The sequence below is a fragment of the Pseudomonas sp. AF32 genome (genome assembly GCF_022342325.2).
GTDB classification, from domain to species: Bacteria; Pseudomonadota; Gammaproteobacteria; order Pseudomonadales; family Pseudomonadaceae; genus Aquipseudomonas; species Aquipseudomonas uvaldensis.
In genome coordinates this window covers 226,563-240,568 of record NZ_RQJK02000001.1, presented here as the reverse complement: position 1 = coordinate 240,568, position 14,006 = coordinate 226,563, and the positions used below count along the sequence as shown (strand labels likewise).

Sequence of the window (14,006 nt, the reverse complement as noted above, 5' to 3'; positions counted from 1 at the left end):
ACTGCCGCGATGGGAGGCTGGGCGGGGGGCCTTGAGCTTCTGCTAAGCTGGGCGTTCAAGATCGAAGCCTAAGGAAGGGACAGAATGTTCACATTCGATAGATTATGGAAAAGTCATCCGCAGATTTTCGGTGATAACGCCCCTTGCAAAACCAACGGCGCGAAGAACTTCAGCGACCAGTGTGCGATCAATCTAGGCGTGGCTTTACGCCGCGCGGGTGCGGACATGAGCCAATTGAGCGGCGTTCGCCATTGCTGGCAACACCCTAAAAGTGACGGACACATATTGGCAGCCGAAGAGCTCGCCAACGCTTTGAGCCGTGCCAAGATTCCGGGCTTGCAGGCGGTAAAGAAAATCAAAAGTGAGGACTTCGAAGACACGCTGAGCGGGCAGCAAGGCATTATTTTCTTCAAGGATTTCTGGCGTCGGGCCAACGAAACCACTGATAACCGCAGCGGTGATCATATCGATCTCTGGAATGGTCGTCGCCTTACAGATTGGCTGAGCTATCCGCGTATACAACTGGGATTTTCGATTGAGGGCACGTTCTCGGACTACCACGAGTCCAGGGACATCTGGTTCTGGAAAGTCATATGAGCATTATGAAGGGAGTACTGTTCGTCCTCCTCCTCATCGTCTTGGCTGTCGGTACTTTCAACTTGATTTTCATGGCTGCCGGTCACTACTTTGGGCCGTTTTACGAGAGCGAGGCGGACCAGAGCAGAAACTTTGCGATATGGCTGTTCGGGAATGTCGGGGTGACGATCATAGCGGTGGTCGCGGGCATTATCTGGAAGCGGGGACGCAGGATATAGTCCCCGTACTGGGGATCTGAACCAACCGGCCCAGCCCCCCGGACAGGGCGCGCGGTCCGATCAGTTGCGCTTCCAGCAATCGGCAAATCGTGCGCACACCCCGTAACGCTCATCCATCTGCGCCATCCTCTCCAGATGGTGGCTGACCGTTTCGAATGTCACCCCGTTCCCGATCTGGAAGTACTCCAGCATCATCGCCACGTCCAGGTCAGTCTCGGCTTTCTCCGGCTTGGAATCGGCCGTTTTGGGCTGCGACCATTGTTCCAGTTGCTCGTCCTTCAACTGCCGCAGGCGCGTCTGGTATTCAGCTTTGTAGCGCTCCATGGTCTGCGGCTTTTTCTGCGCCATTTCATCACCGAACGCCTTCAGGTTTTCCCGGTAGAGCGTCCAGTAGTCCGGCGGCATCTCGAAGCCGAGCTTGGCCTTGCGTTCTGCGATCAGGGAGTCCAGCTTTTCTGGCGTATAGCGTTCGATCTTGTCCTTGGACGGGTCGGTTTTTACCGTTACGACCAGGCTTTTTTCGATGACCCTATTCATCAACTCCAGGCGATGTGGCGTATCGGCATAGGTCTTGGGAAAGAGCGGGCTGCGGCCTGCGCAGGCGGGAAAGTCGTTTTTCAGGATGGGCATCGGGGTGCGCACATCCTTGCCGTCGATCCGCTGCAAGCGCTGCAATCGGGTGATGCAGTACTTGTTGTCGGATCTGAACGTCACCTCGTATTCGGCGTTGGCTTCGGGCTGGAAGTTGAACCCCTTGCCGCACACGGCATAGCCGGAGTTCATGTTGGTGCGCAGGTAAACCTGCTCGCCGGGCTTGAGCTTGACTTCCAGGTACCCCTTGGCATTCTTGGGCGCTGGTACGCTCATCCCCACCCGCCGCGCGGTGTCACTGAGCAGCATGTTATTGAGAATGCCCGTGGTCTGCCCGTCGCAATGGGCCCCATCGAAGTAGTCCAATGTGGCGTTACTGGTGTTGGCGACGAAGCGCAACTTGGCGGCGTCCGGCTCGATGGCGTCGGGATAAGAACCGTTGACGCTGCAACCACCCAGTAATACAAACAATGCGGTCAAGGCGAACAGTGCGGGGGGGCAACGAAGCGGGGCGGACATGGGTCATCCTTGATGAATGGAAAGTCGCCGAATGCTACTGAAAGGCTATTACTCCGTCCACCGCGGTTCCCGTGGGAGCAGGCTAGTTCAGTTCCAGAGGCTAGCGCTCCGGGAAGTCGGATAAGTAACAAGCGGGCGAACTCATGTCGCCCCGTTTTTCCAGCTCATCCTCCAGCCATTCGGCCAGCACCACGGCGTTGTTTTCAACCGTGGACCTGGCGGCGTACACCAGCGTCAGGTTGCCGTTGCGGGCGAAGTCCACCAGCTTCCACCAATGTTGCGGTTGCGCGGTCAGTTCCTGGCGATAAGCCGTCCTGAATTGCGCGAAAGAAAGGTCGCCTGTCTTGAAGGCTTTGCGCAGCGCATGGGAAGGCGCGACATCAGGTAGCCACTCGTCGATGGACAGCTCGTCCCTGCGGCAATTGCGCGGCCACAGGCGGTCGACCAGGATGCGTTTGCCGTCATCCTGGGCGGGTGCGTCGTAGGCTCGTTTGCAGTGGATCATGATGGCGTGCTTGTCGAGGAAAGATAAGCCAGCATAGGCCATGGGGATTATCGAAAGCCCAGATGCTGCCACAACCTCGGCATCGTCGAGGCAAAACCCTGCTGGTGTGCTTCGCGCTGAATCCCTTCCAGCGACGACACGTTCGTCTGATCGCCCAGCAGCCACCGGCCGGTCTCATTGATCAATCGCACGTGATGACTGACCCAGGCACACGTCTCGGCTTCGTGCCGCATCGCCATCTGCTGTCCATGCCAATTTGCCCGTTCGATATCTCCCTGCAACAGGCAGGTTTCAGCAGCCGCCACGCGAAAGCGCAGGCTATTGTGGGCGAGGCAGGCCAGGGTAAGTTGGGCTTCTCCCTTCGACAGGGCCTGTTCCCTGAGCCGTGTATCGTCCACCATCATCGCCACGCTGCCGTAGATCCATGGTCCGATATAGCGCTGCAAGTCGAAACGTTCCACCAGGTTCGCCGCCTCCAGGATCGAGGCCTGTGCACGTTCGCGCTCACCCTGGTGTAACGCGACTCGCGCCAGTCCCTCCAATAAGAGCGCTTCGAAACGGCTGGCGCCCAGGTTGCGAGCCAGCTCCAGGGCACAGGACAGTTCCTGCTCCGCCGCCGTCGGCTGTGCGCTCGCCACCAATACCCAGGCGGCGGTCAGGCGTGAGAACACTTCCGCCCGATGGTGGCCAATCCTGCGGCTGCATTCGATGGCGTCCATGGCATCGCGCAAGGCGTGTTCCGGCTGGCCGAGGTAGATGTACGCCGATCCCCGTGCGCTGCGATTGCCGGCTTCCACGTCCGCCAGGCCATGCCGCTCACTGAGACGCACGCACTGATCGAAAACTTCGTAGGCGGTCTGCATGCGTCCCTGGGCGTAGTACGAATCACCAATCCCGCTCAGGGCTCTGGCTTCGGTTTCCAGATGGCGACCGATCCGTGCGAAGGACAACGCTTGTTCATGCAGCCGACGACACTCGGCGTAGTCGCCCCGTGGGAAATAGATGTTGCCGCGCAGTTGATGCAGGCGGGCGAGCGCCGTGTGCGCCTGCATGGCCTCGGCGATGGGCAGCATCGCTTCGATCAGGCGCTCCTCCTCTTCCAGGCAATCGAGCGTATTGAGTGCCGCCGCAAGCCCCAGCGCGGACTCGATCCGATCCTGCGGCTGTTCCGCCAACGCCAGCGCCCGTTGGAAATGTTCCCGCGCTTCCACGGTCTGCCCCAGGCCCGAATACGCCTGGCCGCAGAGCAACGCCAAGGGGAAGCTGCTACGCGCGCGTTCGACGAACACCGCGCATTGCTGCGCCAGTGCGAGGACGCTGTCGTACTGGCAGGCGAGGCGTTTGTCGCTCATGGCCGCCAGCAGCGCATCGAACGCCGCCGGATCGCTGGCCCGTAGCAGATGCTGGGCGTGAACCACCCGGTCGCGCTCGCGGTAGAGCCGCGCCACCGCACGATGCAGTTGCTCGCGCAGCACGACGGGGATGGCATCGTAGAGACAATGCATCACCAGGTCGTGGACAAACACGTAGCTCCCTGGCTCGACCTCACGCAGCAGCCCGTGGCGCATATCTGCGGTCGGCAGGTAATCAGGCTCTCCAAGAGCCTCGCGCCAAAGTGCCAGTTCGAAGCGATTACCCAGGACCGCCGCATAGTGCAGGGCGCGACGCTGGTGAGGGGCCAGTTTGTCGAAGCGGGCCTGGACCAGATGTCGCAGGCTGTCGGGAAAGACACCTGTCGGGCTCGACAGCAGTTGTATCAGGTACAGCGGATTGCCTTGGGCGCGTATCACGCAATCGGCCCGGTAAGGTGGGTCGACATCAGTGAACTGATCTGCCAGGGCTGTGGCCTCCCGGGCGCGGATCGGCGCGATGTCCAGCAGGCTCATGGGCGTGCTCGCGTGCGCACGGATCGCACTTTGCAGCGAGTCGTCTTCGGGGCGGGACGTCAGCAGCCAGACGATAGGTGCTTCGTCCGTGGCGTCGAGGAGTTTGCCCAGCATCGCAAACAGTGCAACGTCGCCCCAATGCAGGTCTTCGAGGCAAATCAACAGCGGTTGTTGCACCGCGATTCGCTGTAACACTTGCGCCAACGCCTGGAGCAGCCCCTGGATGCGAGCCGGGTTGCTCATTGCAGCATACAAGGCGGGCGGCTCGGCAGACGATGGGCGCGTCAGCACCTGAAGAAACAGCCAATGTTCGGGCGCCACTTTCAGGCGGGACAGCGCCGTCTCCAACAGCGAGGCATTGAACGGCGTCGAGCCGTCCAGCCCCAGCAGGCTGCCCAACAACTGACCCAACGGCCAGAGGCTGTTGTCCATGCCGAAATCCAGCACATCGGCGCGATGACAGGCAAAGCCACTCTGCCGCGCCATTTCGAAGAACTCGCCGACCAGCCGTGTCTTGCCGATGCCCGCCATGCCACGCAGGTAAACGACATGGCCGTCCTGGCATTCCTGGGTAGCCTCGATCACTCCCTTGAACTGCAACAGTTCAATGGCCCGGCCCACTAACGGCCGAGGCGCATTTTCATCGAGGCTGCGCAGCCGCCGGCATTTTCGATACGCGGGAAACTCCTCGTCGGCGGAGGAAAACTCAAAGCGATACGTCAGTTGCGCCAGCAAGTTCTGGGCGACATACACCGGCGCACGGCCATGGCGATCCGACAACGGCTGTTGCGCGAGCACGACGGCGTCATCCGGCGTGGTCGTTTCGGCGCTCAGGCGCACGAGTCGCAACAACAACGCGTGCCCCGGTTTGACGAACTGTTCCCGGCTCAGCGTCAGCGCGCATAACAAGCCACGTTCGCTGTCACTGCGATACGCCTGGGGCGAGCCGAACCGGGCAACGACGACATCCTGTGGCGTGTCGAGCAGAACGCCACCGAACTGCCGCACCAGGCGCCCGATATCATCCGCCCAGGCGTCTGACAGCTCATCGACGGCAAAGGACAATTCCAGCACAAAGCGGATGATCGCTTCATCGGCCTGTTTCAGCGCTTGTTGTACCCGGGCTTTTTCGTGCAGTTCGGCCACCGACTGTTCGATTTCCACCAAGGCCGTCGAGACGGCGGTGCCCAGCAGCGCGCTGACATCGACATCGAATGCCGTGGCCAGATGACGGGCTGTGCGATAAAGCACGGGTTTTCCGGTTTCCGCGCGCTTGATGGAAGCAATCGATACGCACAGGTGTCGGTTCAGGCAGGCTTCGGCCAGGGTTTCCTGACTCAGGCCATGCTGTTTGCGTAGCCCTTTGAGCAGTGTTGCATCGAGCAGGACACGGCCGTCGGACACCGAAGCATCGTGCTTGGGCAGGGCAGGGGGCACGCGGTGTCTGGAGTCCATGGTGATCGACCGGAAAAGGCCAGCGGCAGCCGGCCGAGTGTACTCCACTGTTGCCGTGACGTTAACGCAAAGATGGCAATGTGCCTGATACCAAACTGATACCGGACTGACACCGCTCTGGACTGTCTGCGCATTGGCCGTCTCCCGATACTGGGTCCATCAATTGGCACCAATTGATACAACCTGAACGATGGGAGAACGGTGATGAACGAAGGACTCATGGGCGCTGGCGATGTACGGGATATCGGCGGTTCGCAGTTGCTGGGGCGCGGGCTGAACCGGCTCGATTGGGCCGGCGACAGCAAGGAGTGTCAGAAAGTCGGTGATACCGAGTCGGGTAAGCGGGCCGTGCCGTACAGGAACACGTCCTACAACGTGGGCAAGAACGTCACCATGAGTACGGTGGTCAGTCAGGATGACTTCGCCATCGAAACGTTTTCTTCTCGCGAAGACTACGAAAAACATACCCAGTCGAGTGTCGAGGTCGCCGGTAAGTACGGTGCTTTTTCCGCCGGCTTCAAAGCCACTTTCGGCAGTGACATCAAGACCTTCGAGGAGCGTGAGGCTGCTCTCTACAGCCATACGGCACGGTTATGGAAGCTGACGTTAGAGGTCAACCCGGCCAACGCGACCGACGCTTTCAAGGAACGCATCACGCAACTTCCCAAATCCTTCGACGAGAACCATCCGCAGCCATTCTTCGATTTCTTCGTCGATTTCGGCGTCGATATCGTCAGTGAAGTCACGGTGGGTGGCTCGTTGAACTATGCGATGACCGCGCTCAAGTCTTATCTGAGCCAGACCAATACCCTCGATGCGATGCTCAAGGCCGAATACGGCGCCTTCGTCAGCGGTAGCGCTTCGACCTCAGTATCGGAAACGGTCAAGAAGAACCTGGCCCATCGCAACGCCAACCTGACCACCCAGGGGGGGACCTGTTCCATCCGGTTCAACGCGGTCGATCCCAGCAACTGCAATGCCGATTTCACCAAATGGCGTGAATCGCTGGCCGACGATCCCAAGATCGTGGAGTTGAAATTGTCGCCGGTCTATCGCTTCGTCAAGGAAGGCGATATCCGCACGGCGCTTGAGCACGCCTATCAGTGGTACACCAGCTACAAGGTGCAGATCGATGCGAACTGGCAGGAGTCGGTGGTCGTTCTCGGCCGCTCCGAGCGGCTCACGACATCCCTCGCCGCGACCACCGTTCCCGCCTTGCGAATGGTGTTCGTCGACAACAAGAGCAAAGCGACCAGCGAAACGTACCACACGCCACCGGCGGCCGATGCGTCCACCGAGGATTTCGCGAAATTCTGGGATGCACTGGGCCTGATGCTGAAACAGAAAAGTGGGCACAAGTTGCTGATGGTCACCGAGCGCTGGCCACGCGATAAGCGCTACTACCCCACCCGCCTCATGCGTGAGGCCTTGCTGCTCAACGGTGCCAGCGACCAGGCACTCAAGCGTTGGGAGGCGCTGAGCAAGCACATGGAGCCGAATCCGTTGGCCGGTCTTACTTACGTGCTGGCGGGAAACAACCTGGAAACGCCGGGCGTCGACGGGCTCATCGCCGGCTTCGGTCAGGCGGGCAAAAACCTGAACCCGACGGTGACGGTCAAGGCGCGCCTGTGCCACGACTCGTTCGGCCGGGCCAAAGTGGTACAAACGGGAAAGACCGAGGAAGACCCGTGCACGGTGCTCTACCTAGTGCGCAACAACACCGGCGACAAACCGGCGCTGGCGACCGACCCGCAGGACAAGACCCGCATCGCCATGCAAATTCCGGATAAACACAACCTCGGCCAATACTGGTACATGCCCGAGCTGGAAAAGCCCTACTCGGACATCAACCACCCGGTGTTGCTGATCAACTACGAAACCGGAACCTGTCTGCAAGGCATGCATGACCAGACCGATTGCCGGCTCCACCCCATCAAGCCGGGTCGCCAGGAAGACGACGTGATCTGGGACCGGCGCGGCGATGACGTATTCCATCTGCTGTTGGTCCACTACAAGGACAACAACATGTGCCTGACCCAGGTTGAAAAACGCGCCGCCGTCCGCCCCTGGCGCCAACCTCACGGCATGGACTGGTTGCGCGAGGAGCATCGTCCGTATAGTTGAGCCCAACGGACCCGGCCGATCCGGCCGGGTCTCCCGTGTTTTCCTGCGTGAGTGGTCCCTGACGATGCAAGTCTTCAACAGCGTTCCCTTCCTTGGCGAAGGCGCGCAAACCGCGCTCGACCCGAGAACATTTCCCTACTTGTTCAACGACCATGGGCTGGCCCAGCCAAGTGCCCATGTGCGCGGTAAGCTGATCTCGCTGACGCCCGAAAATCCCGAACTGCTGCTGGGTGCGCAATATTCCGGCATTACGTGGTGGGATCGTGAAGTACCGACGGGCAACGGTTCCTACCGAATCAGACAATTCGACTTCCACGCCAGGGAGGTGCGCTACGAGCCCTTTTGGGCAACCAAGGAAACGGCCCAGGCCTTCGGTATGACCTTGCTTGCCAATGGCGAGTGCCTGCGCTTCGAGTACGACCAGCTGATCCTCGGACAATACACCTACGGCAAATGGGCAGGACACCAATCGCCTTACCTGGGGCCGGCGCGCATGCGTGAACTGCTGACCTACAACCCCACCGATCTCGAATACCACAACTTCCCCCACGCCTTTTTCTCCCGCTACGGACGCCTGCCACTGGTCATCAGCGTCGCCCGCTGGCGCCCGGCAGCGAGGGAAATCTACCTTGCCGACCTGTGGATCCGCCCCGGAGATGCCCTGGTCCTGCCACCCAAACACTATCCCGATATTCCACCCAGCGATGCCGACGGCTTCGAGAACTGGCCGCTGGTCATGGACCTGCATGGCAACCGGAACTCGGCGTTGGCTTGCTGGTCCGCAGAGGGGGAAGACTGTCTGCTGACTGAGACGATACTGGCGAATCCAACGTTGATGAGTTCGCCAGCAGGGAGGCCGCATTATCACGAGGAAAAGACGCCGACACGGCATTCACCTCCGCCCAACGGCGAATCCCCCTTCGCTGGACGTCTCGAATTCCCCTGACTAGATTGAAATACTCGCGCCGGATGCATCGGGAGGGATTCCAATGAATCAGCTCAGCAGTTACACCAAGCAATACACCAATGCCGTGGCAGGTCACTCAAGATTTCACAATGCTCAGGTGTTCACCGGCACCTTGTTCCAGGGCTTATCCACCATGAAAAAACAAGAACAGCAAACCCTCATCGAATCCCTGAAGTCCCGCTTTGAACAGAACCCCCATCGCCACCCGGACCTCCAGTGGTCCGACGTCCAGCCCCGGCTCGAAGGCAACCCCACCGCCCTGAAAACCCTCCAGGCCATGGAGGCCACTGGAGGCGAACCCGACGTGATCGGCCACGACAGGAAAACCGGGCGCGTCACGTTCTGCGATTGCGCCAGGGAAACCCCCGCCGGCCGCCGAAGCCTTTGCTATGACCGTGCTGCTCTGGATGCTCGCAAGGAAAACAAGCCGCAGGGCAGCGCATTGGACATGGCCGCAGAGATGGGTGTGGCGCTATTGACCGAAGAGCAGTACCGCGAACTCCAGGCGCTGGAGGCGTTTGATTTGAAAACGTCCAGTTGGCTGGCGACGCCCCCCGAGGTACGTGCGCTGGGTGGGGCGATATTCGGGGACTGCCGTTATGGGCGGGTGTTCATCTATCACAACGGGGTTCAGTCGTATTACGCGGCGAGAGGGTTTCGCGGGATGTTGAGCCTCTAGCCCATTGGCCCTGCATCAGACTGCCGTGGATTCACCGCTGGCAAAGATCTCGTCTGCCCGTTTCGCCCACTGGAGAAAAACCTCCTCGATACGATTGCATTCCGGCTCGTCCAAATACAGATGGAATATGCCATGGGCGAGGAATTCGCTGAGACCGATGAGTTTCTCGGTTTCGGTGTAGGTGGCGTTTCTTTCGCAAGGTGGATACTTGATCGTTCTATCGGCGTCAGCATCGGGGGGCGCAAGCGTGCTTTTGATATTCCAGCCTGTCGCCAAATCGGCAAAGAATACCTTGACCGAGGCGCAGAATTCGGACGTCAGCAAGGCCAGGACAGCGTCCCTGTGATCGAAGGGCGATATCTTTTCCAATTGCTGCGTAAACGCTTCAAGCTGTCGGAGTTGGACCCGGATGTCAGATGCCTTGAACCCTAGCGAAGTCCATTTTTTTCCGGCAATGATCTTGAGCTCCGGCTTCCCATTGCGGGGGCCGATATCCTTGCCCGTCAGGCTTTTGTCATAAGCGTTTTCACGCACGTAGCTAAAACACATGAACGCCCTAAGCACCATCTGGTAGATGGCTCGGGTGGCCTCTACTTTCTCTTCGCTCAGCCGCTGGGCTTCGCGTTTATGGTCGTCGGCTCTTTCCTGGCGGCTTCGCGCTTCGGAATTTCTACTTTCATGCCGGGAGACGAGTATTGCCACGATGATGGCGTAGATACTGCCAATACCTTGAAGCCATGCGGGAAGATTACTCTTATCCCAGATCAGCGTTGCCGAGACGATGATCAGCAATGAAACCGCAAGGGTGCCGTAGAGGAAAACCTGAGAGTCGGGATTTGTTTTCCGATTGGCTTTGCTCAACGCTTTTGCGATCCCAAGGACGGCAAGCAAGGACAGCGAGATGATCAGAAACGTGCTCAACTGCCCAATGGTGCTGGAGTCCAGGGCGCTCACGATTTGACCGCCGGAGCGGTTGGGGTTATGGAGTCTTGTGGCGATCCGTGCACGGTTCAGGCGTCCTGTCGAGTGATGGCTCGATGCTATCCTGCGGGCCTGTGTTCCGACAAGAAATCTTCGACGCGTCCCGCCATGTCTGCGCGACGCCTTCAAGTCTTCACCTGACCTGCCGCTATCGGTATAACGATTTTTACCGATCCATCGATTGCCTTTGCGATACCTTTGCTTCTTCGGCAGGGCATGGCAAAAGCACGATAAGAGAACGTAGCGTATGGACGACGGGCGATACGAAAGGCGGGCGGCTGGGGACGCGGCTGTGTCATCCGTGTCGCTGCCGCATATCCTGCTTATCGACGATGAGCCCGAGGACATCCGGGCAACGGTCGTTCTGCTCAAAGCGCAACCCTGGCGCATTTCTCTGGCCAGTGATGCCCAACAGGGTTATCAACGGGCGCTGGCAGTGCGTCCGGACCTGATCGTGCTGGATGTGCACATGCCGCACATGGACGGTTTCAGCCTCTGCCGGCTGCTGCGCGAGGCGCCGTCGACCCGGCAGACACCGATTCTTTTTTTGTCTTCGGCCAACAGCACTTTCGAGCGTCTGGAAGGGTTGACCGTGGGCGGGGTCGATTACATCCCCAAGTCCTGCGCCCCCGAGGAAGTGCTGGCGCGTATCAGGATCCACCTGCAATTGACCTGGCGCGCGCCGCCGCCCAGCCAGGACAGCCCGGCGACACCGGAGCCGGAAGGCGACGGGATCGTGCTGCGTGCGGCGATGCGATTGATCGAACACCACCTCGACGACATGCCTTCTCTTGTCGCGCTGGCGCAAAAAGTCGGCACCCATGAGAAACGCCTGTCCCGGATATTTCGCGAGCATCTGGGCCTGACCGTGTTCGCCTACATCCGGGATGCACGGCTGCGTCGCGGCCAGGAGTTGCTGTCCGAAAGCGCCATGAGCGTGCAGGACGTCGCCGAGTTGATCGGTTTTCGCAATGCCTGCAATTTCACCACGGCCTTCCGGCAGCGAATCGGCATGACGCCCAGCCAGTTTCGCCAGCAGACCCTGGGCATCGCTGATACCGAGTCGGCCGGGCCCGCCTGATGCGGCTTCTGCAGGTTCTGTTGCTGGCGACGACGCTGCTGGCCGCCGGCCTGTTGCGCGCGGCGCCCGTGGACCTTTGTCAGGCTGATCACCTGGACCTGAGGCCGGCGATGCAAATCGTCGAGGACACCCAGGCGAGGTTGAGTGTGGAAGACGTCGCTCGACTGCCCGAAGCGCAATTTGATGCCGCGACCCCGCAGTGGCCAGCGCAAAGCTACAGCCGCTCGGCCTTCTGGTTGAAACTGCAACTCACCAACTCCAGCGATGCGGCCTGTTCGCGCCTGCTGGTGATCGGCGCGCCGCGCCTGGAAAACATTCGTGTCTTTCAATACGCCGACGGACGCTGGCGGGAGGCCCACGCCGGTGCCGCCCATCCGTTGGCCGAATGGCCCCAGCCGGCGGCGCGGCAGCCGGCGTTTCCGGTTTCGCTGGCGGCCGGACAGGGCGCAACGTTGTTCGTCCGCGTCAGCAGCAACTTCCAGATGTTGCTGGAGCCGCAGCTGTGGTCCGAGCCGGCATTGCTGCGCAGTCAGCAGCAGACGTACCTGAGCGATGGACTGACCCTCGGCATTGTCCTGCTGGTCGTCCCGTTCGGGCTGATTGTCGGCGCGATCCTGCGCTCCCGATTGCTGACAGTGAATGCTGGCGCGGTCCTCAGTTATATCCTGCTGACCTGCCTGGTGAACGGCTACTTGATCTACTGGCCCACGGCACTCGGCTGGACCCGCGAGCTGCTGGCCTGCGCCAGCGTGATCTCGTTCATCCTGTTTCTCGCCTACATGCGCGTGCTGTTGCAGGTTTCCCGGCTGCCAAAAGTCATTGGCTGCAGCTATTGGGTGCCGCTGTTGGGGTGCGCCTTTGGTCGAGCCTGGTGGTTGAAGGTCGATCCGGTCCAGGGCGCGCAGTTCATCCAGCTGTCGCTCTTGAGTTTTTATGCGGTGCTGCTCGCCACGTTGTGCATGGCCTGGCGCAAACGGCTGCGCTACGACTGGATGGCGTGGCTGGTGCCGGGGTTGCTGCTGGGGCAGTTGCTGATGCGCTATTTCTTTCCGCAGGAGCAGTTGCCCTGGCAGTCGCCGCAAAGCAAGCACAGCTTGTCGTCGACCCTGCCGGGCGTGGCCTTGTTGGTGTGTACGCTGATCATGGAAGTCAACCGCAGCCGCCAGCGGGAAAAGCACGCGCTGTCCAGCCTCGACCAACAACGCCAGGCCGAGCACGAACGCCTGGAAAGCACCGTGGCCCTGCGCACGGCGCAGTTGCGCGAATCCCTGGCGGCCCGCAGTGCCTTGATGGCCCGCATCAGCCACGACCTGCGCTCGCCGCTGGTGCGCATCATCGACTATGCGCGCCTGCTGCACGGCGGGCCAAACCGCGAGTACCCGGCCACCATCGAACGCAATGCCCGCCAGCAACTGGAGTTGATCGACGAGATGCTTGAGTTCTCCCGCGGCGAGCTGGAGCAAATGCAGCTGAGCCTGGCACCGGGCTACCTGTACGGGTTTCTCAAGGAGATTGCAGAAGAGGCGGGCTTCCTCGCCGCGAGGCAGGGCAATGCCTTTGAATCCGATGTGGCCGACGACTTGCCGGCGCTGGTCGAGGCCGATTTCAAACGCCTTCGACAGATCCTCATGAACCTCTTGGCGAACGCAGCGAAATTCACCCGTAACGGCCAGATTCGTTTTGAAGTGAGCGGTCGCCCGGGCGCCGGCCCTGACACCGTCGAGCTGTGTTTCAGCGTGATCGACACCGGCATTGGCATCGATCCCCAAGAGTTCGAGCAACTGCTGCGACCGTTCCAGCGCGGGCGCAATGCGCAACGCTACGAAGGCAGCGGGCTCGGCTTGTCGATCGTCACGCAACTGCTGGAGCGCATGGGCAGCCGCCTGGAACCACAGGCCACCGAGCAGGGCGGCAGTTGCTTCAGCTTTCGCTTGCAACTCAAGTGCGCCCACGAGCACGACCTCGAAATCGGTATCGTCGATAATCACGCCGCACCGTTTGACGGCCAGGGTAAGCATGTTTTGCTGGTGGACGATGTCGAGCAGAACAGCGAATGGCTCTATGACCTGCTGGCCGGCTATGGCTTCGACGTGAGCATCGCGGCGGACGGTGAGCAAGCCTTGACCTGCCTGGCTGAGCAGCCGGTCGACCTGTTGATCAGCGATCAGATGATGCCCGGCATGGACGGCTGGGAACTGCTGCGCCAGGTCCGCGAGCGCTGGCGCCCTCTGCCGGTGATGCTCTATTCGGCAATGCCGGCACGCCGGCCGCAGGCCTATCCGCAAGACCTGGTCTTCGATGCGGTCCTGCTCAAGCCCGCCGACAGCCGCGAATTATTGGCGTGGGTCAAGACCCTGGTGGGCCTGGATACGGTGCAGCGCACGATGGCCCGGGAGCGCTAGG

Annotated in this window: 11 protein-coding genes; 7 read left to right on the top strand and 4 right to left on the bottom strand. The window is 60.5% G+C overall.

The genetic code is table 11. From position 1 onward, the window contains the following. The first annotated feature begins 84 nt into the window (after positions 1 to 84). Both EGM97_RS01190 and EGM97_RS01185 read left to right on the top strand, forming a co-directional pair. Positions 85 to 597, top strand: a complete 513-nt coding sequence (locus EGM97_RS01190) for a type VI secretion system amidase effector protein Tae4 (RefSeq protein ID WP_238961490.1) — start codon at positions 85 to 87, stop codon at positions 595 to 597. Then, positions 594 to 815 (top strand): hypothetical protein, encoded by a 222-nt coding sequence (locus EGM97_RS01185; protein WP_238961489.1) that lies wholly within the window; start codon positions 594 to 596, stop codon positions 813 to 815. Before EGM97_RS01190 ends, EGM97_RS01185 begins: the two co-directional genes overlap by 4 nt. Before the next feature lie 60 nt (positions 816 to 875). Here the strand turns inward: EGM97_RS01185 and EGM97_RS01180 are convergent, their stop codons facing one another. The 3 genes from EGM97_RS01180 to EGM97_RS01170 form a co-directional block, all read right to left on the bottom strand. Next, on the bottom strand, positions 876 to 1,925 hold the full coding sequence (locus EGM97_RS01180) for a hypothetical protein (protein ID WP_238961488.1): 1,050 nt from the start codon (positions 1,923 to 1,925) through the stop codon (positions 876 to 878). 100 nt (positions 1,926 to 2,025) lie between these two features. Then, complete coding sequence (locus tag EGM97_RS01175) at positions 2,026 to 2,430, bottom strand: DUF488 domain-containing protein (protein WP_238961487.1); 405 nt, start codon at positions 2,428 to 2,430, stop codon at positions 2,026 to 2,028. 47 nt (positions 2,431 to 2,477) lie between these two features. Then, on the bottom strand, positions 2,478 to 5,771 hold the full coding sequence (locus EGM97_RS01170; RefSeq protein WP_238961486.1) for an ATP-binding protein: 3,294 nt from the start codon (positions 5,769 to 5,771) through the stop codon (positions 2,478 to 2,480). 204 nt (positions 5,772 to 5,975) lie between these two features. On the opposite strand from EGM97_RS01170, the gene EGM97_RS01165 reads away from it, so the two are divergent. From EGM97_RS01165 to EGM97_RS01155, 3 genes are all read left to right on the top strand, one after another. After that, complete coding sequence (locus EGM97_RS01165; protein WP_238961485.1) at positions 5,976 to 7,895, top strand: MAC/perforin domain-containing protein; 1,920 nt, start codon at positions 5,976 to 5,978, stop codon at positions 7,893 to 7,895. 64 nt (positions 7,896 to 7,959) lie between these two features. Further along, complete coding sequence (locus EGM97_RS01160; RefSeq protein WP_238961484.1) at positions 7,960 to 8,841, top strand: hypothetical protein; 882 nt, start codon at positions 7,960 to 7,962, stop codon at positions 8,839 to 8,841. Between the two features lie 43 nt (positions 8,842 to 8,884). Next, on the top strand, positions 8,885 to 9,541 hold the full coding sequence (locus tag EGM97_RS01155) for a DUF4256 domain-containing protein (RefSeq protein WP_343075396.1): 657 nt from the start codon (positions 8,885 to 8,887) through the stop codon (positions 9,539 to 9,541). A gap of 15 nt (positions 9,542 to 9,556) precedes the next feature. Here the strand turns inward: EGM97_RS01155 and EGM97_RS01150 are convergent, their stop codons facing one another. Further along, complete coding sequence (locus tag EGM97_RS01150) at positions 9,557 to 10,495, bottom strand: hypothetical protein (protein ID WP_238961483.1); 939 nt, start codon at positions 10,493 to 10,495, stop codon at positions 9,557 to 9,559. A gap of 274 nt (positions 10,496 to 10,769) precedes the next feature. Here EGM97_RS01150 and EGM97_RS01145 point away from each other — a divergent pair, with 274 nt between their 5' ends. Together EGM97_RS01145 and EGM97_RS01140 are read left to right on the top strand one after the other, a co-directional pair. Continuing rightward, a complete protein-coding gene (locus EGM97_RS01145) occupies positions 10,770 to 11,603 on the top strand; it encodes a response regulator transcription factor (protein WP_238961482.1) in 834 nt (277 codons plus the stop codon). Beyond that, the gene (locus EGM97_RS01140; protein ID WP_238961481.1) at positions 11,603 to 14,005 is read left to right on the top strand and encodes a hybrid sensor histidine kinase/response regulator; all 2,403 of its coding nucleotides are present in this window, start codon (positions 11,603 to 11,605) and stop codon (positions 14,003 to 14,005) included. The genes EGM97_RS01145 and EGM97_RS01140 overlap by 1 nt, the downstream gene beginning before the upstream one ends. The last annotated feature ends 1 nt before the right edge of the window (position 14,006 follow it).